This is a genomic window from Cellulosimicrobium sp. Marseille-Q8652 (assembly GCF_965112045.1).
Map to the genome: position 1 here is coordinate 1,544,414 of NZ_CBCOPS010000001.1, position 25,346 is coordinate 1,569,759.

The following is a 25,346-nucleotide window of genomic DNA, read 5'->3' on the forward strand; positions in this document are numbered from 1 at the left end:
TCAGGTGCCGTGACCGGTCAGCCGGCGACGAGCGCCTCGTAGGCGTCCGCGGAGAGCAGATCTCCCGTCGCGGTGACGTCGACCTTGAACAGCCAGCCGTCGGTGTACGGGTCGGAGTTCACGACGGCAGGGTCGTCGATCGCGGCCTGGTTGACCTCGGTGACGGTCCCCGTCACGGGCGAGAAGAGCTCCGAGACCGACTTCGTGGACTCGACCTCGCCGACGACGCTGCCGGCCGTGACCTCGGTGCCGACCTCGGGCAGCTCGAGGTAGACGATGTCGCCGAGCGCCTCCGCCGCGGTCGACGTGATGCCGACGACGGCCGGCTCGGACCCGTCGATCCACTCGTGCTCGGCGGTGTACTGCAGGTGCGACGGGAACTGGGCGTCGGTCATGGGGACTCCTTCGGGCGGATGGCGACGGCGGTCAGGACTGCTGAGGACGACGGTAGAACGGCAGCGGCACGACCACCACGGGCTCGGCGCGCCCGCGGACGTCGACCGCGAGCTCGGTGCCCTCGGCCGCGAGCTCCGGGCTCACGTACGCCAGGGCGATCGGGTGGCCGAGCGTGGGCGAGGGCGCCCCCGACGTGACGGTCCCGACCCGGCGGGGCTCTCCCCCGGCCGCGGGCAGCACGACGCCGTACCCGGCACGCGCCGGCCGGCGTCCGAGCCCTTTCAGGCCGACGAGGACGCGCGCCGGTGGCGAGACCTTGCGCGCGGCCAGCGCCGCCCGGCCGACGAACGGCAGCGGCGTGCCGTCGGGTGCCGTCTTGTCGAGCTTCACGACCCGGCCCAGCCCCGCCTCGTACGGCGTCGTCGTCGTGTCGAGCTCGTGCCCGTACAGCGGCATCCCGGCCTCGAGCCGCAGCGAGTCGCGCGCGGACAGCCCGGCCGGCACGAGCCCGTGCGGCGCGCCGGCGGCGAGGACCGTGCGCCACAGCGCGCGGGCACGGTCGGCGGGCACGAAGAGCTCGAAGCCGTCCTCGCCGGTGTAGCCCGTGCGCGCGACGAGGGCCTCGACGACGCCGTCCTCCGTGGTGAGCACCACGGGCGCCGAGGCGTAGTACTTCATCGCACGAACGGTCTGTACAGGATCGCCCTGGCCCTCCGCCCCGGCGGCGTCCGTGTCGACGAGCCCGGCGACGATCTCCTCGGCGCGCGGACCCTGCACCGCGACGAGCGCGGTCTCGCTCCCCCGGTCCGTCACGACCGCGTCGAAGCCCTCGGCACGGGCGACGAGCTCGTGCGCGACGAGCGGCGCGTTGCCCGCGTTGGCGACGACGAGGAACGACTCGTCGTCGAGCCGGTACACGACGAGGTCGTCGAGCACGGAGCCGTCCTCGGCGCAGATCATCGTGTACCGGGCGCGTCCCGGCGCGACGGCGGTGAGGTCGCCGACGAGCGCGTGGTCGAGCGCCGCCGCGGCCTGGGGACCGGCGACCTCGATCTCGCCCATGTGCGACAGGTCGAACAGCCCGGCGGCCGCGCGCACGGCGCGGTGCTCCGCGAGGTCCGAGCTGTAGCGCAACGGCATCTGCCACCCGCCGAAGCTCGTGAGCGCCGCCCCGAGCGCGACGTGCTCGTCGTGCAGCGGGCTGTACCGGTCCTGCTCGCCCTCGGGGGCGTCCGCAGGCGTCTGCCCGGTCGGCTGGTCGGTCATCGTGAGGTCCTTCCTGGGGCGCGTCAGTGCGCGTAGGCGTCGAGGGGCGGGCACGAGCACACGAGGTTGCGGTCCCCGCGCGCGCCGTCGATCCGGCGCACGGGCGGCCAGTACTTCCCGCCGCGCAGGCTCGCGACCGGGTAGGCGGCGAGCTCGCGCGAGTACGGCTTGTCCCACGTGTCCGCGGTGAGCGCCGCGGCGGTGTGCGGCGCCCCGCGCAGCGGAGACTCCTCCACCGACCAGCGTCCCGACGCGACCGCGTCGATCTCCCCGCGGATCGCCACGAGGGCGTCGACGAACCGGTCCAGCTCCGCGAGGTCCTCGCTCTCCGTGGGTTCGACCATGAGGGTCCCCGCGACCGGGAACGACAGCGTCGGGGCGTGGAAGCCGTAGTCCATGAGGCGCTTCGCCACGTCCTCGGCGGTCACGCCCGTCTCGGCGGTGATCCCTCGCAGGTCGAGGATGCACTCGTGCGCGACGAGCCCGTTCGGTCCCGTGTAGAGCACCGGGAAGTGGTCGGCGAGCCGGCTCGCGACGTAGTTCGCGGTGAGGACGGCGGTCTTCGTCGCCTCGGTGAGCCCGTCCGGGCCCATGAGGGCGACGTAGGCGTACGAGATCGGCAGGATGCCCGCCGAGCCGTACCGCGTCGCGGACACCGGCGTGCCGGAGGCCGCGCGCGCCTCCCCCTGCTTCGTGGTCCCCTCGAGGGGGTCGCCCGGGAGGAACGGCACGAGGTGCTCGGCGACCGCGACCGGCCCGACGCCGGGCCCGCCCCCGCCGTGGGGGATGCAGAAGGTCTTGTGCAGGTTCAGGTGCGAGACGTCGCCGCCGAACTCGCCCGGCCGCGCCAGGCCGACGAGCGCGTTGAGGTTCGCCCCGTCGATGTACACCTGACCGCCGGCGTCGTGTACGAGGTCGCAGACCTCTCGCACGTGCTCCTCGAACACGCCGTGCGTCGACGGGTACGTGATCATGATCGCCGCGACGCGCGGCCCGTGGTCCGCGAGCTTCGCCCGCAGGTCGTCGAGCCGGATCTCCCCGTCCGCCGCGGTCGCCACGACCTCGACCTTCATCCCGGCGAGCGCCGCCGACGCCGCGTTGGTCCCGTGCGCCGACGCGGGGATGAGGCACACGTCCCGCTCCGTGTCGCCCCGTGACACGTGGTACTCGCGGATCGCCAGGAGGCCGGCGAACTCGCCCTGCGACCCCGCGTTCGGCTGGACCGACACCCCCGCGTAGCCGGTGATCTCCCCCAGCGCCGCCTCGAGACCGCCGATGAGCTCCGCGTAGCCCTGCGCCTGGTCGAGCGGGACGAACGGGTGGAGGTTGGCGAACCCCGGCCAGGAGATCGCCTCCATCTCGGCGGTCGCGTTGAGCTTCATCGTGCACGAGCCGAGCGGGATCATCGTGCGGTCCAGCGCGAGGTCCTTGTCCGAGAGGCGGCGCAGGTAGCGCAGCATCGAGGTCTCGGAGCGGTGGAGGTGGAAGATCGGGTGCCGCAGGAAGTCGGACGTGCGCGCCGCCCAGTCCGGGAGCGCGTGGCCCCCGCCGACGGCGGGCACCGCGTCCGTGACGCCGAAGGCCGCCAGCACGGTGCTCACCGTGGCGGACGTCGTCGTCTCGTCGCACGCGATCTGTACATGATCCGCATCCGGGTTGTACAGGTTGATGCCCGCGTCCGCGGCAGCCTGGACGACCTGCGCGGCGCGCCCCGGGACGGTCGTGCGCACGGTGTCGAAGAAGACGTCGAGTTCGACGGTGACGCCGCCCGCGCGCAGCGCCTCGGCGAGGGACACGGCGTGGCCGTGGGTGCGCTCGGCGATCGCACGGAGGCCGTCGGGCCCGTGGTAGACCGCGTACATCGAGGCGACGATCGCGAGGAGCGCCTGCGCGGTGCAGATGTTGCTCGTCGCCTTCTCGCGACGGATGTGCTGCTCGCGCGTCTGGAGGGCCAGACGGTAGGCGGTGTCGCCGTCCGCGTCGATCGAGACGCCGACGAGGCGACCGGGCAGCGACCGCTCGAGGCCCTTGCGCACCGCCATGAACGCGGCGTGCGGGCCGCCGTAGAACAGCGGCACGCCGAAGCGCTGCGCCGAGCCGACCGACACGTCGGCGCCGAGCTCGGCGGGCGGGACGAGCACGGTGAGGGCGAGCAGGTCGGCGGCGACGGTGACCAGCGCTCCGCGCTCCTTCGCCTCCGCGACGACGGGCTTCCAGTCCACGACCCGCCCGGACGCACCGCTCTGCTGCACGACGACGCCGACCAGCGACGCGTCGTCGGGCAGACCCGCCGGCACCGCGCCGGCGGCGCGCGCCGCGTCGAGACCCGCCGCGAGCCCGGCCGAGAGGTCGGCGACGACCACCGGCAGGCCGATGGCCCGGGCCCGGCCGAGGGTGACGGCGAGCGTCTGGGGGAACAGGTCGGCGTCGACCACGACGTAGCCGGTCGTCGCGCGCGACGCGCGCCACATGAGCGCCACGGCCTCCGCGACGGCCGTCGCCTCGTCGAGCAGCGACGCGTTCGCGACGTCGAGGCCCGTGAGGTCCTCCACGACCTGCTGGAAGTTCAGGAGCGCCTCGAGCCGGCCCTGCGAGATCTCCGGCTGGTACGGCGTGTAGGCCGTGTACCAGGCGGGGGACTCGAGGACGTTGCGGCGGATCACCGGGGGAGTGGTCGTGCCGTAGTAGCCCAGCCCGATCATCTGCGTCTTGACGACGTTCTTGTCCGCGAGCCCGCGCAGGTGGTCGAGCACCTCGGTCTCGGTGCGCGCCGCCGGCAGGTCGAGCGGACGGTCGGTCCGGATCGACGCGGGCACGGCGGCGTCGACGAGCGCGTCGAGCGACGCGTGGCCGAGCTGGTCGAGCATGGCCTGCACCTCGCGGCCGCGAGGACCGACGTGGCGCGGGGCGAACGCTCCCGTGCTGGCGCCGTGCGGGGCGGCGGGGTCGAACGACTGCTGGGTCACGAGGGACCTCCGGTGGCGGGGGACGACGAGGGGTCCCTCCCCGCTCTGTCATCGGACGCACGCGTCGACCTGAGAGTTTTGCCGGTCCGCCATGCCCTCACGAGGGCCGGGGCGCGCCGGCTTGCACCGTCGGTGGGGGAGCGGCACGCCCGTGGACGACGCCGTTCCCCGCTTTCCAGAGTTGCCTCGCCGCGACGGTACGTGGGCCTGAGAGATTCCCGGGGAGGACTTGCTCCTTCGGCGCCGGCGGTCACGAGGACCGGCCGGACTCTCCCGTCGTGGTTCGGGCGGCACGGCAGGCCTGTCCGTCGACGACGGGCGCAGCGCTACCGCTGAAGCATGAAGTTGTGAGGCCATCGTACCGGCAGCGCCCCCGGCGCAGACCGTCTCGGGTCGCGCGTCTGGCAGGGTGGTCGCCATGCCCTCCGACACGATCGTCGACGTGGTCCTCCTGCTCGTCCTCGCCGGAGCGGGGATCCTGCTCGTCTGGTGCGCCCGGGCGACGGCGAGCGGACGCATCGGACGCAACCAGGTCGCCGGGATCCGCACCGCCACGACCCTCGCGAGCGACGACGCGTGGCGGACGGCGCACCGGGCGGCCCGCCCGCTGAGCGAGGCGGCAGGCTGGGTGCTGGTCGCCGCGGCGCCGGTGCTGTTCCTCGTCGACGGGGAGGGGGCCGAGCTCGTGGCCACCCTCGTCGCCACCACGGTGACCCTGGGGCTCACCGTCGCGGGCGCCGTGGTCGGGACCCGTGCGGTGCGGGCCACCACCGCCGGGACACGTCGGGGCGGGACACGGGCCCGCTGAGCCGAAGCGGCCCCTGCTGAGCCCGCACTGTCCCGTGCGTGGCGTGCGCCGCGCCGCCGGTGCGCGCCGGGCGCAGCCCTCGCGGCCCGTCAGGCGGGCTCGGAGACCAGCTCGCGCTCCGGCGTCGGCCCCGCGACCGGCGCGACGGGCGTGGTCTCCGCTCCGCGGCGGGCCTTCTGCCACCCGTGGGTGTAATAGAGGGGGAGGCCCGTCAGGAGGAGGCCGCCCACGAGGTTGCCGAGCACGGTCGGGATCTCGTTCCAGACCAGGTAGTCCATGATCGTGAACTGCCCGCCGAGCAGCAGGCCGGACGGGAAGAGGAACATGTTGACGATCGAGTGCTCGAACGCCATGAAGAAGAAGAGCATGACCGGCATCCACATGGCGATCGCCTTGCCCGGGACGTCCTTCGCGACCATCGCGCCGATGACGCCCATCGACACCATCCAGTTGCACAGCATCCCGCGCACGAACAGCGTGAGCATGCCCGACGCCCCGTGCTCCGCGTACCCGACGGTCCGCCCCTCGCCGATGTGGCCGATGGCCTGGCCGACCTCGTTCGGCGGCGTGTCGAACCCGTACGTGACGACGATCGCCATCATCACCGCGACGGCGAACGCCCCGAGGAAGTTGCCGACGAAGACCAGTCCCCAGTTGCGCAGCACGCCGCGCAGCGTGACGCCCGGGCGCTTGTCGAGCCACGCGAGCGGGCCGAGCACGAACATGCCCGTGAGCAGGTCGTACCCGAGCAGGTACAGCATGATGAACCCGACGGGGAAGAGGACGGCGCCGAGGATCGCGTGCCCGGTCGTCACCGTCACGGTCACGGCGAACGCGGCGGCGATCGCGAGGATCGCGCCGCCCATCGTGGACCGGATCAGCGTGTCGCGCGTGGACAGCAGGACCTTGCTGGCGCCGGCGTCGACGAGGGTCGGGACGAGCTCGGCGGGCTTGACGTAGGACATGGGGCACGGCTCCGGGGGAGAGGTCGTCGGTGGCCTGCCGCGTCGTGCGGCGCTCCCGACGCTAGGCGCGAGGCGTTTCCCCGGCGTGTCCCCGCCCGCCCGGTCCCGTTACGGTCTTCGCTCAGCCGCGGGCGGCGCCTTGTGAGAACGGCGCCCGCTCCACGACGACGGACCGCACGGTGGCCAGCCGGCCCACCGCCCGCTCGAGCGCGCGCGTGCGGCGCTCCGTGGCGCTGAAGGTGACGTCGATGCGGCCGACCCGACCGCCGTCGTCGGCGGGCCGCGTGGCGAGCGAGTCGAAGCTCACGCCGCGCGTGGAGAAGACGCCGGTGAGCGCGGTGAGCGTCCCGGGCCGGTCGTCGCCGTGCACGGTCGCGAGCCAGTCGACCTCGGCGCCCGCCCGCTCGACCGCCCTCGAGACGGCCTCGTCCGCGGGCCCGTCGGCGCGCTCGGGCGGCTGGCCGGGCTCGGCCGGGCGGTCGGTGACCGCGGCGAGCATCTGCCCGACGCCGTCCGCCGCCTCGGTGAGGCGGCGCGCCTCGTCGTCGGGCAGGGGGTCGAGGAGGACGCGCGTCCAGCCCTCGGGCCCGAGGACCAGCGGGACGCCGAGGACGCCCCGGAACGGCGCGCCGCCCGCGCCGAGGGAGATCTCCCCGTCGAGCGCGACCTGTCCCGCGACGACGATCTCGCGGCCGTCCAGGAGCGTCTCCACGAGGTCGACCGTCGCGCTCGCGGTCCCGACCGGGGTCTTCGCTCCGGACTGGTGCGTCATCCACGGCCGCGTGACGGTCCGCAGGTCTGCGGGCCACGTGTCGATGAGGTCGAACGCCGCGCCGATGTCCTGCGCCGCGACGGCGGCGAGCTCGCGCTTCACCGCGGCGATCTCCGCGGGCAGGACGTCGAGCGTGCGTCCACGCCGCAGGGCGTCGACGGCGCGCCGCCGCTCGTCGAGGTCGAGCCCGCTCACCCGGACGGTGGACCACAGCGGCACCGCGTCCTCGCCGTGCTGCCCGCCCACGAAGCCGCCGACACGGTGGCGCCGGACGCCCAGCTCGAGGGCGATCTCGCGGCGGAACCGCAGCGTGTCGAGCCACGCGCCCATGCCCACGACGCGGTGGCGTCCGAGGCGCTCGGCCATCACGGCGACGCCGAGCTCGACCGGGTTCGTCACGACGAGCACGACCTCCTGCCCCGACCCGTGGCGGGCGATCGCGTCCGCGTGCTCGGCGAGGACCGCGTGGTTCGTCGCGGCGAGCAGACGGCGGTCCGGGTCGGTCCCCGTGCGCGCCGGCGCGGTGAGACCGGCGGCGACGACGATCACGTCGGCCGCGACGTCGTCGGGGGAGTGGGCCACGTCGAGCAGCGGAGCGTGCTCGTCGTAGGCGTCGACGAGGTCGGCGCGCAGCCCGTGCACCGCGCGGGCCGACGCGCCGTCCCGCCGCCCGACGAGCTGGAGCCGCGAGGTCGGCGGCAGGACCTGCCGCTCGACGAGCTGCGTGCACACCTGGCGCCCGACGTCCCCCGTCGCGCCGATCACCGCTACGTCCACCCCGGCAGCGTACGTCCACGACGGACGGCACGGGCCGCCTCGCCTCAGGCGAAGGAGATCTCCGCCGCGGCGTCGACCATCGCGTCGAGGACCGCGCTCACGACCGGCCGGGGCTCGTGCCGAGTGGCACGGTGCCGGGCCACCAGGCGTCGGGAGCCGAGGCCCGGCAGCCCGATGACGGTGACGCCGTCGGGCACCTCGTCCGAGGCACCGCCCTCGACCGCGAGCGCCGGGAGCATCGCGACGCCGAGGCCGACGGCGACGAGCGAGAGCGCGACGTCGAAGTCGTAGTAGACGTGCCGCGTGCGCAGCGTGCCGCCGAGGCCCTGGGAGAGCCGCCGCAGCGCGCGCGCCGCGGCGGTGTCGGGCTGGGGACCGAGCCAGACGGCGTCGCGCACGTCGTCGAGCCGGGCGGGCGTGGGCATCGACGCCGGGACGACGAGCCGCCAGGGCTCCTCGAGCAGCACGACGTCGTGCGTGCCCCGGGGCGCGGGGGCCTCGGCGGCCTCGAAGTCCCGCTCGAGGAGCACGACGTCGAGCTCGCCGGCGCGCAGGAGGCGCAGCGCCTCGGCGGGCTCGCGTTCCTGCACGTCGAGCTCGATCCCGGGCGAGGTCTCGGCGAGACGTGCCGCGACGGGGGCGACGACGGCGCGGATCGCGGACTGGAACGCCCCCACGGCGACGCGACCCGCGACCTCGTCGCCGAGCGCCGCGAGCTCCTTGCGCGCCTCGACGAGCTCGGTCTCGATCCGCTCCGCGACGTCGGCGAGCACGCGCCCGGCCGGCGTGAGCGTGACGCCGCGCGGCCCGCGGTCGAGCACCAGGACGCCCTCCTCGGCCTCGAGCCGCTGGATCTGCTGCGAGACGGCGGACGGGGTGACTCCTAGCAGGTCCGCGGCCGCCAGCACACCTCCACCCCGGTGCACGGCAAGGAGGAAGGCAAGTCTGCGTGGGTCCGTGGCCATGTAGCGATACTAAACGGCTCTTCCAGCGCTGTTCGATTGTGCTGAACGCCGATCGACCCCACACTGGTGCACGGCGCCGATCGGTTTCCTCCTCCTCTACGGGTCGGCGCCAGAGCTTCGCACCACCCGCGCCACCAGCCACGAGCCCGGAGCGCACAGCCACCGCAGCGTCGCGGACGTCCCTCCACCCACCTCCTCGTCGCCGGAGTCTGCTGTGCCCATCACCCTCGACGCCTTCGTCATGTTCCTCGGCTGGATCGGCGCCGCCGCCGGCGTCGTCGCCTACGCCCAGGTCACCCGTGGCCGCTGGGCCGCGTCCTCCGCGCCGTTCCAGCTCACCAACCTCACCGCGGCCGGCCTCATGGGCCTCGTCGCCGCGGCGAACGGGGTGTGGCCGTCCGTCTTCGCGAACCTCGTGTGGATCGTCATCGGTGTCCAGGCCGTCGTGCTCATCGTCCGCGCACGGCGGGCCCGCCACCGCCCGGTCGCCGAGCCGGTCGCCGAGCCTGCCAGCGGGCAGGTCGTCGGGCAGGTCGCCGTCCCCGACGAGGTCGAGCTCGCCGCCTGACGACGGCGCGGTCGAGCGATGCGGCGGTGAACGCATCCCTCGGCACGGGTGGGTCAGACGCCCGCGGGTGCGATGAGGCCGATCAGCAGGCCCATGACCAGCAGCGTCACGAGCTCGTGCGCGACGTTGAGCACGGTGAGCCCGGCGGGCCGCCCCTCGAACGCGTCGTGCGTGACGAACCGCGCCGCCGTGAACCCTGCCCACAGCACGAGCGCCGTGAGCAGCGCGTTGCCGAGGTAGCCGCCGCCGTAGAACGACCACGCCAGGTACGTCGCGCCCGCGAGCACCCATGCGGTCACGAAGCTCACGACGAGCGTGACCACGATCGGCACGACGGCGCCCCGTCCCTCCCCGGACGGCTCCACCTCCGCGACGCGCATCCAGTAGGTGCCGAAGACCTTCGGCGTGTACCAGACCGAGCCGACGAGCATGCTCGACACCGTGGCGGCCAGGACCGCCCAGTAGCTGATCTCCGGAACCATCGGACCGCTCCCTCGCCGTCGACGTCCTTGCTCGGAGCGTAGCGACGGCGTGCGCGCCCGGCGCGTCAGGCGGCCGCGTGCCCGTCGTCGACGACGACGTCCACGACGAGCGCCCGATGGTCCGACAGCCCCGTGTCCACGGCCACCGCGGGACCGACCGGACGAAGGACCGGGCCGCCGCGACCGGTGTCGGCGAGCACGTGGTCGATCTGCCGCACCGGGCGGTCGGCGGGGTGCGTGAGCCCTTCGGCGAGCGGCGTCCACCCGCTGATCTCGACGGGCTCGGGCGCCCGGAGGTTGAGGTCGCCCAGGACCACGAGCGGGCGGGGCAGCCCGTCGCACGCCCGCACGAAGGACCGGAACTGGTCTGCGGTGAACTCCGGCCGGGACGTCGTGTGGGTCGTGACGACGCTCAGCGTGCCCCACGGCGTCCGCACCGCTGCCGCGAGCGCCGCTCGCGGCTCGTCCGGGACGACCCGCACCGGGATCAGGCGGGCGATCCCCGAGGACCGCGAGGCCGAGGACCGGACGCGACGGCGGACCCGGGACCGCCACGGCATGCGCTCGAGCTCGAGCCGCAGCCACCGGTCGACGGGGAACCTGCTCACGAGCCCGATCCCGAACGACGCGACACCGGCTACCCGCCGGGCGCCGCGACCCGGACGGCCCGCCGGTGCCCAGGCGCCGGACACGCCACGCAGCGTGGGGGACAGGTGGTGGTGCTGAGCGCCCAGCGCCTCGGCGGCGACGGCGACCAGGTCGGCCCGGTGGGAGCGTGGCGAGTCGCGCTCGACCTCCTGGAGCGCGAGGACGTCGGCGTCGAGGGACGCGACGGCGCGCGCGAAACACTCGACGTCGACGCTCCCGTCGAGAGCGGCACCGTGCAGGGTGTTGAAGGTCGCGAGGCGGAGCGTGCCAGGTGCGCGCGGGGGCACCGCGGTCGAGCTCGGCGGGGACGTCACCGGTGCAGGGTGGCACGCCACGCGACGACTCGCTCGACGGCCTCGGCGACCGTCGTGGGCGCCGCCGCGAAGGAGAGGCGGACCCAGTCGCGCCCGTTCACGCCGTCGAAGTCGGTGCCGGGCGTCAGCGCGACCCCCGCCTCGGCCAGGAGCCGCTCGCACCACGTCACGGAATCCATGCCGTCGCCGGACACGTCGGCGTAGACGTAGAACGCGCCGTCCGCCGGGGCGACGCGCGACCAGCCGAGGTCGTCGAGCCGGGACAGGACGAGCTCGCGCGACGCCGCGTAGCGTGCGACGTTCTCCTCCGCGGCCGCGTACCCCTCGGGCGAGAAGGCCGCGACCCCCGCGTGCTGCGCGAGGGCGGGCGGCGAGAGCGCCACGTTCCCGGCCAGCGCGTCGACGGGACCGACGAGCTCGTCGGGGAGCACGAGCCAGCCGAGCCGCCAGCCCGTCATCGCCCAGTACTTGGAGAACGAGCTGACGACGACGGCGCCGTCCCGCGTGTACCGGGCTGCGGTCGGCGAGCCGCCCCCGAGGGCCGCCCGTGGCACCCCGCCACGAGCCACCGGAGTCGATGTACGAGAGGAGGAGCCGTCGTCGTACACGATGCCGTGGTAGATCTCGTCGCTCACGAGGCGCACGTCGTGGTCCGTGCACCACGCCGCCACCGCCGCGAGCTCGTCCGGGAGGATCATCGTCCCCGTCGGGTTGGCGGGGCTCGCGAGCACGAGCCCGTCGAGCCCGCCTTCGTAGTAGGCCTCCATGAGCTGCGACACCGTGGGCTGGTAGCGCGTCCCGGGCCCGCAGTCGAGCTCGACCACCTCGCACCCGAGCGCCGCGAGGATGTTCTTGTACGCGGGATAGCCGGGGCGGGCGAGCGCGACGCGGTCTCCGACGTCGAACGCCGCGAGGAACGCGAGGAGGAAGCCGCCCGACGACCCGGTCGTCACCGCGACGCGCGCCGGGTCCACCTCGACGTCGTACCAGCGGCCGTAGTGCTCGGCGATGGCGCGGCGCAGCGCGGGCACGCCGAGCGCCTCCGTGTACCCGAGGTCGCCGCTCTCGAGGAGCTCGATCGCGCGGCGCCGCACGACGTCCGACGCCCCGGTCGCGGGCTCGCCCGCGCACAGGTTGAGCACCGACGCCCCGGCGTCGCGCAGCCGGTTCGCCTCCGCGAGCACCTGCATGACGGCGAACGGCGGCACGTGCGACCGTCGCGAGACCTTCATCGACCCTGCCATGGACCCATCATGCCGCCGACGTCTGCCTAGGCTGGGGACGAGGTGCCACGAGCGATGCGACAGGAGGCGCACCGTGTTCAGCAGACGACAGCGAGTGCCCGACGACGACCCGGTCCGCCGCGCGGCGCAGTACCGGGTCGACCGCGACAGCGAGCGGGAGGCCGTCGAGGGGACGGACGACGACGGCCCGCCGCCCCCCGCGCGGGGAGCCGAGGCAGCCGACGGACCCGAGGGAGCCGACGAGGCCGAGACCGTGCGCACGCCGCGCCGGGTCCGTCCCGAGGACCGTGCGCGCTACGTCGACGTGGTGGTCGACCAGGCGATCCGGCGCGGCGAGTTCGACGACCTGCCGCTCGCGGGCAAGCCCATCCCCGGCCTCACGGGCCGTCACGACCCGGACTGGTGGCTGAAGAGCGTCATCGAGCGCGAGCAGCTCACCGGCCTGGGGCCGCCCGCGATGCTGCTGAAGACGGAGGACCGGGACCTCGACGACCGCCTCGACCAGGAGCTCGACGAGCAGGCGGTCCGCGACATCCTCGAGGACTTCAACGCACGCGTCGTCGACGCCCGGCGCCAGCTCCTCGGCGGCCCGCCGGTCGTCACGCCGACGCGCGACGTCGAGACCGAGGTCGCGCGCTGGCGGGCTCGGCAGGCGCCCGGAGGACGCCGCTCCTAGGGTCGGTCCATGGCCGGCTGGGAGCCCGACGTCCTGGGCGACGACTACGAGCAGCTCACGCTGCCCCTCGCGCCCGACGACGAGGGCGACGTGGTCGCCACGCTCGTGCGGCGCCGTCGGGCCGCGGACGACGAACCCCGCCCACGCCCTGCCGGCGACCCGGAGCCGTACCTCGACGTGCTCTACGTGCACGGCTGGTCCGACTACTTCTTCCAGACCGAGCTCGCCGAGTTCTGGGAGGCCCACGGGGCGCGGTTCCACGCCCTCGACCTGCGCAAGTACGGCCGCTCCCTGCGCCCGGGCCAGACACCCGGGTACGTCACGGACCTCGCCACCTACGACGAGGACCTCGAGGCGGCCCTCGACGTGATCGGGCACGGCACCCGCCGCACGAGCCGGCGCCGGCTCGTCCTCATGGGCCACTCCACGGGCGGGCTGACGCTCAGCCTGTGGGCGGCGCACCACCCGGGGCGGGCGTCGGCCGTCGTGCTGAACAGCCCGTGGCTCGAGTTCCAGACGCGCGAGGTGGGACGGCTGCTGCTCGAGCCCGTGATCGGTGCCCGCGCCCGGCTGACCCCCACCCGCCCGCTGCCCAACGTGGACCTCGGCTTCTACACGCGGACGGTGAGCAAGGACTTCGACGGCGAGTGGACGTACGACCTCGCGTGGCGCCCGCAGCACGGCTTCAGCACGACGCCCGCGTGGCTGACCGCCGTCTTCCACGGCCACCAGGAGGTCGCGCGCGGCCTCGGCATCGGGGTGCCCGTGCTCGTCCTGCTGTCCACGCGCAGCACGCTCGCACCGCGCTGGACCCCGGAGATGGCGCACACCGACACGGCGCTCGACGTGGACGGCGTCGCACTGCGGTCCGTCCGGCTCGGCGACCTCGTGACCATCGCGCGCATCGACGGCGCGCTGCACGACGTCGTGCTCTCCGCCCGCCCGGTGCGGGCGCTCGCGTACGGGCGCCTGGCGCAGTGGCTCACGGCCTACCTCCCGGCCCCGCCCCCGCCGGACGACGACGCCGCTCCGCGACGCCCGAGCCCGGGCGCTGACGCGACCGCGGGCGACCCGTCCGCGAGCCCCCGTCTCCTCCGGGCGCTGCACCTCGGCGCCCGTGCGGTCGGCCGGGCCGCGGGGTACGTCGTCGGGCGGGTGCGTGGAGAGGCGCGCCGGCTCCGGACCCGCCGCGCCTCGAAACCCAGACGCTGACGCTCCGCCCACGACGCCGCGGACCGGGCGAGAGGCGCGGTCACGGCGCGTCCGGACGTGGCGCAGCACCGCCCTGCGCCCGGCCGGCGTCCGTGAACCGGTCGGCGTAGAGCGAGAGGTAGCGCTCGTGCGCCGCGGCCACGGCGTCGCGGTCCCCGGTGGCGAGCTGGTCCAGGAGCAGTCCTCGGACCACCGCGACCCCGAGGCGCGCGTCGACGGCCGCGTGCTCGCCGTCCCCCGTCGCCGCCGCGAACATCGCCGCCAAGGGCTCGAGCCACTCCTCGACCGAGGCCTGGGGCAGGTCGGCCGCCGGGCCCTTGCCCTGGAGGCCCGCCGCGTACAGCTCGAAGAACAGCCGCTCGTGCGGTGCGGCCGCCGGGCCGGCGAGCTCGCGCCACAGCGCCCGTGCCGCCTCGACGGGGTCGGGGTGCTCCGCCGCCAGCCTCGCCCGGCGTTCGCGCTGACGGCGCTCGACCTCCTGGACGACGGCGAGGAGCAGGCCCTCGAGCGACCCGAAGTGGTAGATCACCATGCGGTGGCTCGTGCCGAGGGCCTCCGCCAGGCGGCGCAGGGTCCAGCCGCTGCTGCCCTCGCGGGACATGAGCTCGATCGTGGCGTCGAGTAGGCGTCGGCGTGGACCGGTCGCCTCCGTCACCGCGGCGTCCGCGGCGCCCCCGGCCTCCGTCATGCGTCCGGACCGGACGACTCGTGGCGCAGGTCAGCGGCCGCCTCGCTGGCCTCCCGGAGACCGTCGATCTCCAGGTCGACGTAGCGAGCCGTCCGGCGCATGGTGAGGGCGCCGACGAGCCGGGCCAGCCGCCCGGTCTGGTGGATCTCGAACCAGACGTCCGTGCTCCGGCCGTCCGCGCGGGGGGCGAGACGATGGTCCGCGCGCGTCACGACGCCGCCGCGCGTGGTGGACCACCCGAACCGCTCCCGAGGCACGACCTCGTCGACCGTCCACACCATGGTGGGCAGGCGTGGCTGGCGGATCTCGACCGTCACCCCCTCGGCCAGGCGGTCTCCGTCGAGCAGGTGCACGCTCGTCATCGACGGCGTCCAGGTGGGCATGCGCTCGACGTCCGTGAGGACGTCCCAGACGGTGGCGAGGGGAGCGTCGACGCTCCGTCGCGCGCTGTGACGGGTAGTCATGGGGCGACCTCCGGTGCGGGCGGTGTGACGTGCCCCACGGTCGGCGACGGCCGGCGGCACGGGGTGTACCGTATGGTACACCCATCCCTCCTCCCCGACGAGGTGCTCGCCGTGCTCCCTGACCCGTGGTGGCCCGTGGTGGTGCTGGCCGTCGTCCAGGTCGTCGACGGGCTCCTGTGCGTCCGACCCGTGCAGTTCGTCGCCGACTGCTTCGACGACGTCGGCTTCCCGCGGCGGCTCTGGTGGATCTTCCCGGTGATCAAGCTCGCCGCGGCGGCCGGCCTGCTGCTGGGCCTGTGGGTCCCGTACCTGGCGCTGGCGGCCGACGTGGGCCTCGTCGTGTTCTTCCTCCTGGCGGTCGGCGCCCACGTCCGGGCGCGGGACCTCGGCCGGAACCTCTTCGTCAACGCGACGGGCATGCTCGCCCTGTGCGTCGCCGTCGGCTGGATCTCCTTCGCCTGACCGCGCGACCGCGCACGACCGGCCGACCGCGAGCGCGGGCACGCTACCCGGTCGTGCCGTCCGCGGCCGTCGCCGGCGGTGCCTCCAGCCGTGCCCGCACGTGCTCGACGATGCCGTCGGCCGCGGCCTCGACCTCGGCCAGGCACTCCTCGAAGTCCTGCGCCCCGCCGTACCAGGGGTCGGCGATGTCGAGGACGGACTCGCGCTCGCCCGGCGCGACGAGCGGCGCGGCCGGGTCGAACGACCGGTACATCCGCAGGCGGTCCGCGAGGTCCTCGCTGCCGGTGCGCTGCTCGGGGCCCCGCCGACCGTCGAGGAGGCATCGCAGCGCACGGGCGTGCTGCGCCGTCATCGCGAGGACGAGGTCGCGCGACGCGACGTCCTCGGCCCGGACCTGCCGTGCCCGGTGGGTGCCGTCGACGTCGTACCCGTGCTCGAGGAGGACCGCGCGGGCCCGGCGGTCGATCGGGTTCCCGCGCTCCTCGTCGCTCACCCCGGTCGAGTCGACCACGACCCGGTCGCCGAGCCCTGCCGCCTCGAACCGGTCGCGGAGCACGATCTCGGCCATCGGCGACCGGCAGATGTTGCCGGTGCAGACGGTCATGACACGGTACGGCTCGGACATGCCATCATTCTGCCCGCCGCAGCCGCGTCGCTCCCGGGGACGCCCGGTGGCGCCCGCGCGCCGGAGGAAGCAGGTTGGACCTGCGGGGCGAGCCCGCCGAGCACCGAGGAGACCTGCATGACCGTCGTGAACCCCCCGAGCGACCTGCGGGAGTACATCGAGTACCTGCGCGACCGGGGCTACACGGTCCGGGACGGGCACACGCCCGACCCGGACCTCATCGACCCCGAGGGCAACCCGGTCTACACGTGGCAGGAGGGGTACCCGTACGACGCGCTCATGGACCGGGACGCCTACGAGCTCGAGAAGTACCGGCTCCAGGTCGAGCTGCTCAAGTTCCAGTACTGGCTGGAGGACAACGACCGGCGCGCGATCATCCTCTTCGAGGGACGTGACGCGGCGGGCAAGGGCGGGACGATCAAGCGGTTCACCGAGCACCTCAACCCGCGGACCGCGCGCGTGGTCGCCCTCGCCAAGCCGAGCGACCGCGAGCGCGGCCAGTGGTACTTCCAGCGCTACGTCCAGCACCTGCCGACGGCGGGCGAGATCGTCATGTTCGACCGCTCCTGGTACAACCGCGCCGGCGTCGAGCGCGTGATGGGCTTCTGCTCCGACGAGGAGTACCGGACCTTCATGACGCAGGCGCCCGCGTTCGAGCGGATGCTCGTCGACTCCGGCATCCACGTGACCAAGCTGTGGTTCTCCGTGTCCCGCACGGAGCAGCGCACGCGGTTCGCGATCCGCCAGCTGGACCCGGTGCGGCGGTGGAAGCTGTCCCCCATGGACCTCGCGTCGCTGGACCGCTGGGAGGACTACACGGCGGCCAAGGAGGAGATGTTCCGGAGCACCGACAAGCGGTACGCGCCGTGGACGATCATCCGGTCCAACGACAAGAAGCGCGCACGGATCAACGCGATGCGCTACTTCCTCAGCCGGTTCGACTACGACGGCAAGGACCACGAGGTCGTCGGGACGCCCGACCCGCTCCTCGTCATCCGGCGGAAGAACGAGCCGGCGGACGAGTAGCGGCCGACTCGTCGCGCACCCGCACAGGGACGGACCTACCGTGGACGCATGACGATCAGGGCGGGGCCCGGGCGCATCGCGGTGACCGGCGCCAGCGGGCTGCTGGGCTCCAAGCTCGCGTTCCGGCTCGCCGCAGAGGGCGCGACGCAGCGCCTCGTCGTGCGCGACGCGGCGCGCGCCCCGAGCCTCGGGGACGACCCGCTGCCCGAGTCCGACGTCGCGGTCGTCGCGGACTACACGGACACGCCGGCCATGGTCCGGGCCTTCACGGGCTGCGACACGGTGTTCCTCGTGTCCGCGCGCGAGGACGCCGACCGGGTCGCCACGCACCGCGCCGCCGTCGACGCGGCGGTCGTCGCGGGCGTCGGGCGGCTCGTCTACGTCTCGTTCGTCGGTGCGGCGCCCGACGCCGTGTTCACCTTCGCGCGCGACCACTGGCACACCGAGCAGTACGTCCGCGGCACGGGCCTGCGGCACACGTTCCTGCGCGACAACCTGTACCACCGCGGCCTCGCGCTCATGGTCGGCGACGACGGCGTCATCCGCGGCCCGGCCGGCGACGGGCGCGTGGCCTCGGTGTCGCACGACGACATCGCCGACGTGGCGACCGCCGTCCTCCTCGACGAGCGCCCGCACCGGCACGACGACGCGGTCTACGACCTCACCGGGCCCGAGGCCCTGACGCTCGCCGACGTCGCCGACCTCCTCTCCCGGGCGACCGGTCGGGAGATCACGTACCACCCCGAGACGGTCGAGGAGGCCTACGCGTCGCGCGCGACCTACGGGGCCCCGTCGTTCGAGGTCGACGGGTGGGTCTCGTCGTACACGGCCATCGCCGCGGGCGAGCTCGCGCGCGTCAGCGACACCGTGCGGCGGTTCACCGAGCGGCCGGCGCACTCGTTCGCGAGCTGGCTGGACGACTACCCCGAGGAGTGGGCGCACCTGCGCCCCTGAGGCGCGCGCGGTTGTCCTCCGTGCGCGAAAACCCCTGGCGCGACCCGCTCGGCCGGACGTACCGTCGTCGTACACGCGAAAGGAGGTGATCCGAGAAGTGAAGACTCTTCGGACTCGTGAGGTGGTTGCGCGCTAGTCGTCGCGCAGCCGATTCGACTGACGGACCGGATGCGGTGAGCCCGTGAACCGGGCGGGACCTCCCGAGGGGAGGTTCCCGACGGCGAGCGAGTACCACGCGACCACCGGGGCCCGCGGGTGTCGTGCCATCGTCCAGCACGACAGGGGAGAGATCCCCGGCCCGCGGGCCTTTTCCTGCCCCCGCGCCCCGGGCGCCCAGCCCCGCGGGCGTCCTCAGGACGGCGCGCGCGCGACGACGAGGAACCGCGGCGCCTCGTCGACGAACTCGTGCCCCGCCGCGAAGTGCAGGTGCAGGGCGCGCAGCGGCGCCTCGAACCGCGCGACCGCCTCGGGGGACAGGCTCGCGAGCTCCGGCACGAGCCACGCGACGGCGCGCAGGTACCAGAGCAGGGACCCGAGGTCGCGGAAGCGGCGCAGCCCGTCGTGATCGCGCGCGACGTCGACCACGAGGCCGGCGTCGCGCAGCACCTCGACGGCGCCGTCGACCGTCACCGAGTCGGGGTCCCACGGGAGCTCGACGCCGAGCGCCGCGCACAGCCGGACCCCGTCCCGCGTGTCGACCTGCTGCGTGAGGAACACGCCGCCGGGTGCGAGGACGCGGCGCACCTCGTCGGGGTCGAACTCCTCGTGGCGGTCCAGCACGACGGCGAACTGCCCGTCGAAGAACGGCAGGACCTGGTCCTCGCCACCCTCGACGGCGCGGACCTCGACGCCCAGCGGAGCGAGCCGGCGGCGCGCGACCGGCAGGTTCGGCGCCCAGCCCTCCGTCGCGGCGGACCCTGGGGGCAACGGCCCGAGCGACTCCAGCACCTCCCCGCCCCCGGTGCCGAGGTCGAGCACCGGCCCTCTCCCGCCCGCCACGAGCCTCGCGCGAGCGCCGCGTAGTCCCACGGGAGCGGGTCCTCGACGACGCGGCCCTCCACCGCGGAGAGGTCGGCCCCGACCCCCGGGACGGAGCGCGCCCACGCGACGTGGGCCTCGAAGGACGCGTCGCGGGAGGGTGGGGCGGGGCGCTCGGGGACCGCGGCGGACATGCTGCGATTGTGCCCCGCGCACCTGGGAGGCGCCCGGAGGACCGGGACGCGCCCCGCACCGGTCTCGGTACGGCGCAGGATGGGGACCTCTCCCCGTCGCCACGTCCCGACGCCGCGCGATAGCCTCCCGGAGCGCGTGCCGTCCGGCACGGCGGGGCGAGGGAGGACGGACGCGTGAGCGGATTCTGGGGAGCCGACGTCAACCAGCTGCGCAGTCTCGCGCAGTCGCTGCAGTCCGCGTCGGAGCAGCTGAGCTCGACGACGGCGCAGGTGTCGTCGCTGGTGGAGGCCTCCACGCGCTGGCAGGGTGACGACGCGGCGCAGTTCCGCAGCGAGTGGTCCGGCACGTCGACGGCGCTCCTGCGCGGCGTGAGCCAGACGCTCGCGGACGCGTCGCAGGCGGTGCTCCGCAACGCGCAGCAGCAGCACGACACGAGCACCGAGGGCGGCTCCATCCCGTCGCCCGGGGTGCCTGCCCCTGGCCTGCCGACAGGTCCGGGCGGCGGCCCGCTGGGCGGAGCGCCCGGCCTCCAGGGCTCGATCTGGGACGTCGGCCAGGTCGCGTGGGGCGGCGTGTCGCTCGCGCTCGCCGGGATGAAGGGCTGGAAGGTCGGCACCGCGCTCAACGGCTTCCTCCAGGCGAGCCGCCTCGCGGACGTGTCCGACGCGGCCGCGAGCGCGTCCGTGTTCGCGCGCGGCATGGTGCTCGACGACGCGATGGGCATGCTGGGCGGCCTCGGCACGGCGGGCCGCCTCCTGGGCGGCGTCGGCGGGGCGTTCGGCGTCATCGGCGGCTTCCAGCAGATGTTCGCCTCCGAGTACGACGGGGTGCGCGGCGGCGTCGACCGGGTGATGGGCGGCGTGTCCGTCATCGGCGGTGCGGGGACCATGCTCATGATGGCCGGCATGCTCACCAACCCGGTGGGCATCGGGATCGTCGTCGGGGCGGGCGTCGTGGCCGGCGCGTGGGCGCTCGGCAACCTCGTCGTCGACAACTGGGACTCGATCACGGGCTTCGTGTCGGACCCCGGGCCGTACCTGGCCGCCGGGTGGGACAACGTCACCGACTTCGCGGGCGACGCGGTCGATACCATCGGGGACGTCGCGTCCGACGTCGGGGACGCGGTCGGCGACGGGTTGTCCGCCGCCGGTGACTTCGTCGGAGGGCTCTTCTCGTGACCCAGCAGACCGAGCAGGCTGAGCAGAAGATGCGGTGGTCCACGAGCGACATCGCCGCGGCCGAGCAGACGCTCGCCAGGTCCGCGGGGGGCGAGGTGACGCACGTCGTCACGCTCACCGACGAGGAGGTGACGATCCTCGACGGGCTCCACCACGAGCAGATCGTCGCCCTCCCGTGGCTGGACGCCCAGGAGGGTGCGGACCGCGCGCTCGTGGGCCGCGTCGCGCTGCGCTCGCTCCTCGCGCGCGGTCTCGTCGTCCCGTCGGACGGCGCGGCGGCGCCGGGCGCCGACGGCGAGCCACAGGTGGGCATCGAGGCCGCGCCCGAGGTCACGGGCCCGCTCGTGCTGCGCCGCACCGCGAGCGCGATCCTCTCCGCCGAGCGCACGACGGCGCTCGGCAAGCACTGGGTCTACCTGTACCTGCACGAGGACGACCGCGTGCTCGAGGAGGAGGTCGCGCCCAGCGGGCACCACGCCTTCAGCGTGTACCCGCTCGCCGACCTCGCCGGTCGTCTCGCCGTCTTCCTCGACCCCGCCTCGAAGGCCGTCCTCGACGGGCGGTCCCAGACCTTCACCGTCGAGGAGTTCACGGCGCAGGCCGCGACCCTCCCGGAGATCTCCGACGCCGTGGCGGTCACGACGCTCGCGGGCGTCCGCGCCGGCTCGGACGTGCTCGTGCAGGTGAGCGTCTACGCGACGCCCGACGGCGTGTACGTCGTCCGCGGCGGGGAGCACGGGGCCGACGGCGCGCCCGTGACGCTCACGCTGTCCGAGGTGGGCGCCGCGACGGTCCGCCGCCTCCCGCTCGAGCTGCTCGGCCGATGACCGCCGGACCCGGGCCGGGTGCCGCCCGGTCGACGGGCGACCGTGCGACGGCGAAGGTCCGGCACCTCGCCGCGGCCTCCGGTCTCGGCGAGGTCCGGCACGTGTCCGCCACGACGCTCAACGGTCCCGCCTGGGCCGTGCTCGTGCTGGTCCTCCTGGTCTTCTCGCTGGGGCCGTCGCTCGTGGGCAACGCCGCGCCGTCGTCCGTCGCGGTGCTGCTGCCGGCGTTCGCCGCCCTCGCGGCCCTCGGCCTGTGGTTCCTCGCGTCGGAGAAGCTCGTGGTCCTCGACCACGGGATCCTCGTCGGCTCGTTCGCGCCGTTCCTGCGTCCCGCCGTCCTGCCGTTCACGGCGATCGACGCGCGCACGGTGCGCGCCGTCGTCGCGAACCCGCGCACGACGGGACTGCTGCTCGCGGACCGCGGCGTCTCGGGCGCCTCGCGCACCGTCCTGTGGTCGCGCCGGTGCGTGACCTTCCTCGGCGTCGCCCCCGTGCTCGCGCGGCGTGCCGCCGCGCGCCGCGAGCCCGTGTCGCTCGCGACCGCGCAGAGCGCGGACCTGTGGATGTTCTCGGCGCGCGACCCGCGTCGGCAGGAGGCCCTCGTCCGCGCGCTCGGCGACGCGATGCGTGCGGCCGCCGTGCCCGGGGCGCAGGACGTCGAGCCGCTCGCGCTCCCGCCGCGCCCGGTCGAGGTGTCGCCCGACGGCGCCGACCGGCTCGCGATCCCGGAGGCGATGCGCAGCTCGCGGGTGCGCCGGGCGCCCGCCGCCCGCTAGGAGGTCGGGACGGCGAGCGCGGCGGCGAGCTGCGCCGTCGGGCCGTCGTCCGCCGCTCCCGCGGCGACCGCGGCGCGCAGCGCCTCGATCTGCAGGACCATCCACGGGCTGAAGGCCCACGGCGTCGCGCCCACCGCGCGCACGACGTCGCGCGGGTCGGCCCACGCGAGCTCCATGACCTCGTCGGGGTTCGGCTCGACGGCGCTCGCCGCACGCGCGGTGTAGACGGGGCAGATCTCGTTCTCGACGACGCCCGACGCGTCGACGGCTCGGTAGCGGAAGCCGGGGACGGCGACCGCGAGGTCGGTCACCCGTAGCCCGAGCTCGTGCTGCGCGTGCCGGGTGATCGACTCCTCGGTGGTCTCCGTCCAGCGCGGGTGACCGCAGAACGAGTTGGTCCACACCCCGGGCCACGTGCGCTTCGCGAGGGCGCGGCGCGTGAGCAGGAGGCGGCCGTCGTCGTCGACCACGTAGCAGGAGAACGCCAGGTGCAGCGGGGTCTCCTTCGTGTGGACGGCGGAGCGCTCGAACGTGCCGGTTCGGCGACCCTCGTCGTCCACGGTGACGACGTGGTCGGCGGCGACGGGGACGTGGGGGGTCATGCCGCCACTCTCGCACACCTCGGCAGGGTGGAGACGGGCACGCGACCCTGTCGCCAGGCGGTTTGCCGAGACGGCCCCGGCGTGAAATAAGGTGAGCCTGACCTCAACGCCCCGCGAGGTGCGGGCCGACCTCGTCGGCCCGCGACCCGAGCAGATCCCGAGAGCCGCATGTCCTCGTCCGCCGCCACCAGCACGCCGCGCGACCCCGCGCCGCGCGGGCCGAGGGGCACGGTCGGCACGGGGGGCGTGCGGGGCATGGCGGCGACGGTCGGCGCGGTCCCCGCCGAGGCGCACGGGACGTCGTACGCACCGGACGACCGGCCCGCGCCCGGCGTCGCCCGGACCGGCGCCGCCCGCGGGCTCGGCCTGCTCGTCGCGGTGCTCGCGCTGCTCGTCGCGGTCGTCCTGAGCCTCGTCGTCGGCTCCAAGGCCGTGCCCCCCGCCACCGTGTGGGACGCGCTCACCGCGTACGACGGCTCCGCCGACCACGTCATCGTGCGCGACCTGCGGCTCCCGCGCACGGTCGTCGGGCTGCTCGTCGGCGCGGCGCTCGGCGTCGCGGGCGCGCTCATCCAGGCGCTGACGCGCAACCCCCTCGCCGACCCGGGGATCCTCGGCGTGAACGCCGGCGCCGCGTTCACGGTGGTGCTCGCGGTCGCGGTCCTGGGCGTCACCGACATCTCGTCGTTCGTCTGGTTCGCGTTCCTCGGCGCGATCCTCGCGACGGTCGCCGTGTACGCGATCGGCTCGCAGGGCCGCGGGGGAGCCACCCCGGTGCGGCTCACGCTCGCCGGTGTCGCGCTCGCCGCCGTGCTCGGCGGGATCTCGCAGGGCGTCATGCTCCTCGACCCCGCCGTGTTCGACCGCATGCGGTTCTGGAGCGCGGGGTCGCTCGCGGGCCGGACCCTGGAGATGGCCGGGACCGTCGCGCCGTTCGTCGCCGTCGGCCTGGTGCTCGCGCTCCTCGTCGCGCGACCGCTCAACGCCGTCGCGCTCGGCGACGACCTCGCGAGCTCGCTCGGCGCGCACGTGGGGCGCACGCGCGTGCTGGTCGGCATCTCGGTGACGCTCCTGTGCGGCGCCGCGACCGCCGTGGCGGGGCCCATCGCGTTCGTCGGGCTCATGGTCCCGCACGTCGCCCGCTGGACCGTCGGTCCCGACCAGCGGTGGATCGTCCCGTACTCCGCCGTGCTCGCCGCCGTCCTGCTGCTCGTCTCGGACGTCGTCGGTCGCGTCGTCGCGACCCCCGGCGAGGTCCAGGTCGGCGTCGTCACCGCGTTCGTCGGCGCCCCCGTGCTCATCGCGCTCGTGCGCCGCACGAAGGCGAGCGGGCTGTGAGCGCCCCGGCGAGTGCGCGGGGCGGTCCGCCGGCGGTCCCGCCGGACGACGGCGCGCGCGTCGACTTCGGGCGGCCGACGCGCGTCGTGCGCGGGTTCGGCGGCCGGTTCAGCCACCGCCTCGACCTGCGGACCGTCGGGGTGTGCGTCGTGCTGCTCGTCGTGGCGCTCGGCATCGGCGTCGTCGCCCTGACGACGGGTGACTACCCGCTGACGGTCCCGCAGGTCCTCGGCGCGCTCGCGGGCGCGGAGGACGGCCCGGTGCGCATGGTCGTGGTCGAGTGGCGCCTGCCGCGCGCGCTCCTCGCGCTCGTCCTCGGGGCGTGCCTCGGGGCGAGCGGTGCGATCTTCCAGTCCCTCACGCGCAACCCCCTCGGCAGCCCCGACATCATCGGGTTCGGCACGGGCGCGTACACCGGGGCGCTCGTCGTCATGACCGTGCTGGGCAGCGGCTACGCGTCGGTCACGGGCGGCGCGCTGGTCGGCGGGCTCGCGACCGCGGCGGTGGTCTACGCGCTCTCGTACCGCCGCGGGGTCCAGGGCTTCCGGCTCGTCGTCGTCGGCATCGCGGTGTCGGCGATGCTGGCGTCGGTCAACACGTGGCTCGTCCTCACGGCGGACCTCGAGACCGCCATGGCCGCCGCCGTCTGGGGCGCGGGGTCGCTCAACGGGTCGACGTGGGCGCAGGCCCTCCCCGCGACCGTGGTCGCCGTCGTCGTCGCCGTCCCGCTCGTACAGCTCGCGCCGCGCATGGCGATGCTCGAGCTCGGGGACGACGCCGCGACCGCGCTCGGGCTGCGCCGCGAGCCGGTGCGGCTGGCCCTCGTCCTCGTGGGCGTCGCTCTCATCGCGCTCGCCACGGCCGTGGCCGGGCCCATCGCGTTCGTCGCGCTCGCCGCGCCCCAGCTCGCACGACGCCTCACGGGCAGCGCGGGCGTCCGCATCCTGCCGGCCGCCGTGATGGGCGCGGTCCTGCTCGCCGCGAGCGACCTCGTCGCCCAGCGCGCGTTCGCGCCCACCCAGCTCCCCGTCGGCGTCGTCACCGTGAGCGTCGGCGGTCTGTACCTCGTGTGGCTCCTCGTGCGGGAGGCCCGCCGATGAGTCGTCGACCGCACGACCGCCCGCTCCTCCGACGTGGAAGGACGCCCGTGAGCGCCACGACCTCCCCCGACCTC

The 25,346-nt window shown here is 74.8% G+C and carries 26 protein-coding genes and 1 riboswitch; of the genes, 12 read left to right on the forward strand and 14 right to left on the reverse strand.

The window, feature by feature from the left end:
* Positions 1-17 precede the first annotated feature (17 nt).
* From gcvH to gcvP, 3 genes are read right to left on the reverse strand one after another with little or no spacing between them, the layout of a single operon-like run.
* Positions 18-395, reverse strand: a complete 378-nt coding sequence (gene gcvH / locus ACWPWV_RS06745) for a glycine cleavage system protein GcvH (protein ID WP_454042163.1) — start codon at positions 393-395, stop codon at positions 18-20.
* 31 nt (positions 396-426) lie between these two features.
* Entirely contained in the window at positions 427-1,662 is a 1,236-nt protein-coding gene (gene gcvT, locus ACWPWV_RS06750) for a glycine cleavage system aminomethyltransferase GcvT (RefSeq protein ID WP_454042164.1), read from the reverse strand.
* Between the two features lie 23 nt (positions 1,663-1,685).
* A complete protein-coding gene (gene gcvP / locus ACWPWV_RS06755) occupies positions 1,686-4,628 on the reverse strand; it encodes an aminomethyl-transferring glycine dehydrogenase (RefSeq protein WP_454042165.1) in 2,943 nt (980 codons plus the stop codon).
* Between the two features lie 185 nt (positions 4,629-4,813).
* Positions 4,814-4,914: riboswitch (glycine riboswitch) on the reverse strand.
* Positions 4,915-5,046: 132 nt separating this feature from the next.
* Here gcvP and ACWPWV_RS06760 point away from each other — a divergent pair.
* Positions 5,047-5,436, forward strand: a complete 390-nt coding sequence (locus ACWPWV_RS06760) for an SdpI family protein (RefSeq protein WP_454042166.1) — start codon at positions 5,047-5,049, stop codon at positions 5,434-5,436.
* Between the two features lie 89 nt (positions 5,437-5,525).
* On the opposite strand, the gene ACWPWV_RS06765 is transcribed toward ACWPWV_RS06760, so the two are convergent.
* The 3 genes from ACWPWV_RS06765 to ACWPWV_RS06775 form a co-directional block, all read right to left on the reverse strand.
* Complete coding sequence (locus ACWPWV_RS06765) at positions 5,526-6,401, reverse strand: formate/nitrite transporter family protein (protein ID WP_454042167.1); 876 nt, start codon at positions 6,399-6,401, stop codon at positions 5,526-5,528.
* A gap of 121 nt (positions 6,402-6,522) precedes the next feature.
* Entirely contained in the window at positions 6,523-7,950 is a 1,428-nt protein-coding gene (locus ACWPWV_RS06770; RefSeq protein WP_454042168.1) for a lactate/malate family dehydrogenase, read from the reverse strand.
* Between the two features lie 44 nt (positions 7,951-7,994).
* Positions 7,995-8,915: a LysR family transcriptional regulator gene (locus tag ACWPWV_RS06775; protein ID WP_454042169.1), complete on the reverse strand. Its 921-nt coding sequence runs from the start codon at positions 8,913-8,915 to the stop codon at positions 7,995-7,997.
* Between the two features lie 214 nt (positions 8,916-9,129).
* Between ACWPWV_RS06775 and ACWPWV_RS06780 the strand changes: the two genes are divergently transcribed.
* Positions 9,130-9,483: a CBU_0592 family membrane protein gene (locus tag ACWPWV_RS06780; protein ID WP_454042170.1), complete on the forward strand. Its 354-nt coding sequence runs from the start codon at positions 9,130-9,132 to the stop codon at positions 9,481-9,483.
* Between the two features lie 53 nt (positions 9,484-9,536).
* Here ACWPWV_RS06780 and ACWPWV_RS06785 read toward each other — a convergent pair whose 3' ends face one another.
* From ACWPWV_RS06785 to ACWPWV_RS06795, 3 genes are all read right to left on the reverse strand, one after another.
* Positions 9,537-9,965 carry a DUF1761 domain-containing protein gene (locus ACWPWV_RS06785; protein ID WP_454042171.1) on the reverse strand — a complete coding sequence of 143 codons (429 nt, stop codon included), beginning with the start codon at positions 9,963-9,965 and terminating at the stop codon, positions 9,537-9,539.
* Positions 9,966-10,030: 65 nt separating this feature from the next.
* Positions 10,031-10,927, reverse strand: a complete 897-nt coding sequence (locus ACWPWV_RS06790; protein ID WP_454042172.1) for an endonuclease/exonuclease/phosphatase family protein — start codon at positions 10,925-10,927, stop codon at positions 10,031-10,033.
* On the reverse strand, positions 10,924-12,159 hold the full coding sequence (locus ACWPWV_RS06795) for a pyridoxal phosphate-dependent aminotransferase (protein ID WP_454042825.1): 1,236 nt from the start codon (positions 12,157-12,159) through the stop codon (positions 10,924-10,926). The genes ACWPWV_RS06790 and ACWPWV_RS06795 overlap by 4 nt, the downstream gene beginning before the upstream one ends.
* Positions 12,160-12,244: 85 nt before the next feature.
* Here ACWPWV_RS06795 and ACWPWV_RS06800 point away from each other — a divergent pair, with 85 nt between their 5' ends.
* Complete coding sequence (locus ACWPWV_RS06800; RefSeq protein WP_454042173.1) at positions 12,245-12,847, forward strand: DnaJ family domain-containing protein; 603 nt, start codon at positions 12,245-12,247, stop codon at positions 12,845-12,847.
* A gap of 9 nt (positions 12,848-12,856) precedes the next feature.
* Positions 12,857-14,059 (forward strand): alpha/beta hydrolase, encoded by a 1,203-nt coding sequence (locus ACWPWV_RS06805; protein ID WP_454042174.1) that lies wholly within the window; start codon positions 12,857-12,859, stop codon positions 14,057-14,059.
* Positions 14,060-14,099: 40 nt separating this feature from the next.
* On the opposite strand, the gene ACWPWV_RS06810 is transcribed toward ACWPWV_RS06805, so the two are convergent.
* The gene (locus ACWPWV_RS06810; protein ID WP_454042175.1) at positions 14,100-14,747 is read right to left on the reverse strand and encodes a TetR family transcriptional regulator; all 648 of its coding nucleotides are present in this window, start codon (positions 14,745-14,747) and stop codon (positions 14,100-14,102) included.
* Complete coding sequence (locus ACWPWV_RS06815) at positions 14,744-15,211, reverse strand: SRPBCC family protein (RefSeq protein ID WP_454042176.1); 468 nt, start codon at positions 15,209-15,211, stop codon at positions 14,744-14,746. Before ACWPWV_RS06815 ends, ACWPWV_RS06810 begins: the two co-directional genes overlap by 4 nt.
* A 72-nt stretch (positions 15,212-15,283) precedes the next feature.
* Between ACWPWV_RS06815 and ACWPWV_RS06820 the strand changes: the two genes are divergently transcribed.
* A complete protein-coding gene (locus tag ACWPWV_RS06820; RefSeq protein WP_454042177.1) occupies positions 15,284-15,673 on the forward strand; it encodes a DoxX family protein in 390 nt (129 codons plus the stop codon).
* A 43-nt stretch (positions 15,674-15,716) separates the two neighbouring features.
* Here ACWPWV_RS06820 and ACWPWV_RS06825 read toward each other — a convergent pair whose 3' ends face one another.
* On the reverse strand, positions 15,717-16,298 hold the full coding sequence (locus ACWPWV_RS06825; RefSeq protein WP_454042178.1) for a low molecular weight protein-tyrosine-phosphatase: 582 nt from the start codon (positions 16,296-16,298) through the stop codon (positions 15,717-15,719).
* 117 nt (positions 16,299-16,415) lie between these two features.
* Here ACWPWV_RS06825 and ppk2 point away from each other — a divergent pair, with 117 nt between their 5' ends.
* Positions 16,416-17,324: a polyphosphate kinase 2 gene (ppk2, locus tag ACWPWV_RS06830; protein ID WP_454042179.1), complete on the forward strand. Its 909-nt coding sequence runs from the start codon at positions 16,416-16,418 to the stop codon at positions 17,322-17,324.
* A 48-nt stretch (positions 17,325-17,372) separates the two neighbouring features.
* Complete coding sequence (locus tag ACWPWV_RS06835; RefSeq protein WP_454042180.1) at positions 17,373-18,278, forward strand: SDR family oxidoreductase; 906 nt, start codon at positions 17,373-17,375, stop codon at positions 18,276-18,278.
* 351 nt (positions 18,279-18,629) lie between these two features.
* Here ACWPWV_RS06835 and ACWPWV_RS06840 read toward each other — a convergent pair whose 3' ends face one another.
* The gene (locus ACWPWV_RS06840; protein ID WP_454042181.1) at positions 18,630-19,256 is read right to left on the reverse strand and encodes a class I SAM-dependent methyltransferase; all 627 of its coding nucleotides are present in this window, start codon (positions 19,254-19,256) and stop codon (positions 18,630-18,632) included.
* A gap of 368 nt (positions 19,257-19,624) precedes the next feature.
* Here ACWPWV_RS06840 and ACWPWV_RS06845 point away from each other — a divergent pair, with 368 nt between their 5' ends.
* The 3 genes from ACWPWV_RS06845 to ACWPWV_RS06855 are packed head-to-tail and all read left to right on the forward strand — an operon-like array spanning position 19,625 to position 22,232.
* On the forward strand, positions 19,625-20,629 hold the full coding sequence (locus tag ACWPWV_RS06845; protein ID WP_454042182.1) for a WXG100 family type VII secretion target: 1,005 nt from the start codon (positions 19,625-19,627) through the stop codon (positions 20,627-20,629).
* Complete coding sequence (locus ACWPWV_RS06850; protein ID WP_454042183.1) at positions 20,626-21,456, forward strand: hypothetical protein; 831 nt, start codon at positions 20,626-20,628, stop codon at positions 21,454-21,456. The genes ACWPWV_RS06845 and ACWPWV_RS06850 overlap by 4 nt, the downstream gene beginning before the upstream one ends.
* Complete coding sequence (locus tag ACWPWV_RS06855; protein WP_454042184.1) at positions 21,453-22,232, forward strand: hypothetical protein; 780 nt, start codon at positions 21,453-21,455, stop codon at positions 22,230-22,232. The genes ACWPWV_RS06850 and ACWPWV_RS06855 overlap by 4 nt, the downstream gene beginning before the upstream one ends.
* On the opposite strand, the gene idi is transcribed toward ACWPWV_RS06855, so the two are convergent.
* On the reverse strand, positions 22,229-22,834 hold the full coding sequence (idi, locus tag ACWPWV_RS06860; RefSeq protein WP_454042185.1) for an isopentenyl-diphosphate Delta-isomerase: 606 nt from the start codon (positions 22,832-22,834) through the stop codon (positions 22,229-22,231). The genes ACWPWV_RS06855 and idi overlap by 4 nt on opposite strands.
* A 255-nt stretch (positions 22,835-23,089) precedes the next feature.
* Here idi and ACWPWV_RS06865 point away from each other — a divergent pair, with 255 nt between their 5' ends.
* Both ACWPWV_RS06865 and ACWPWV_RS06870 read left to right on the forward strand, forming a co-directional pair.
* Positions 23,090-24,172, forward strand: coding sequence for an iron chelate uptake ABC transporter family permease subunit (locus ACWPWV_RS06865; RefSeq protein WP_454042826.1), 1,083 nt, complete (start codon positions 23,090-23,092; stop codon positions 24,170-24,172).
* Positions 24,169-25,272: a FecCD family ABC transporter permease gene (locus ACWPWV_RS06870; RefSeq protein WP_454042186.1), complete on the forward strand. Its 1,104-nt coding sequence runs from the start codon at positions 24,169-24,171 to the stop codon at positions 25,270-25,272. Before ACWPWV_RS06865 ends, ACWPWV_RS06870 begins: the two co-directional genes overlap by 4 nt.
* Positions 25,273-25,346 lie beyond the last annotated feature (74 nt).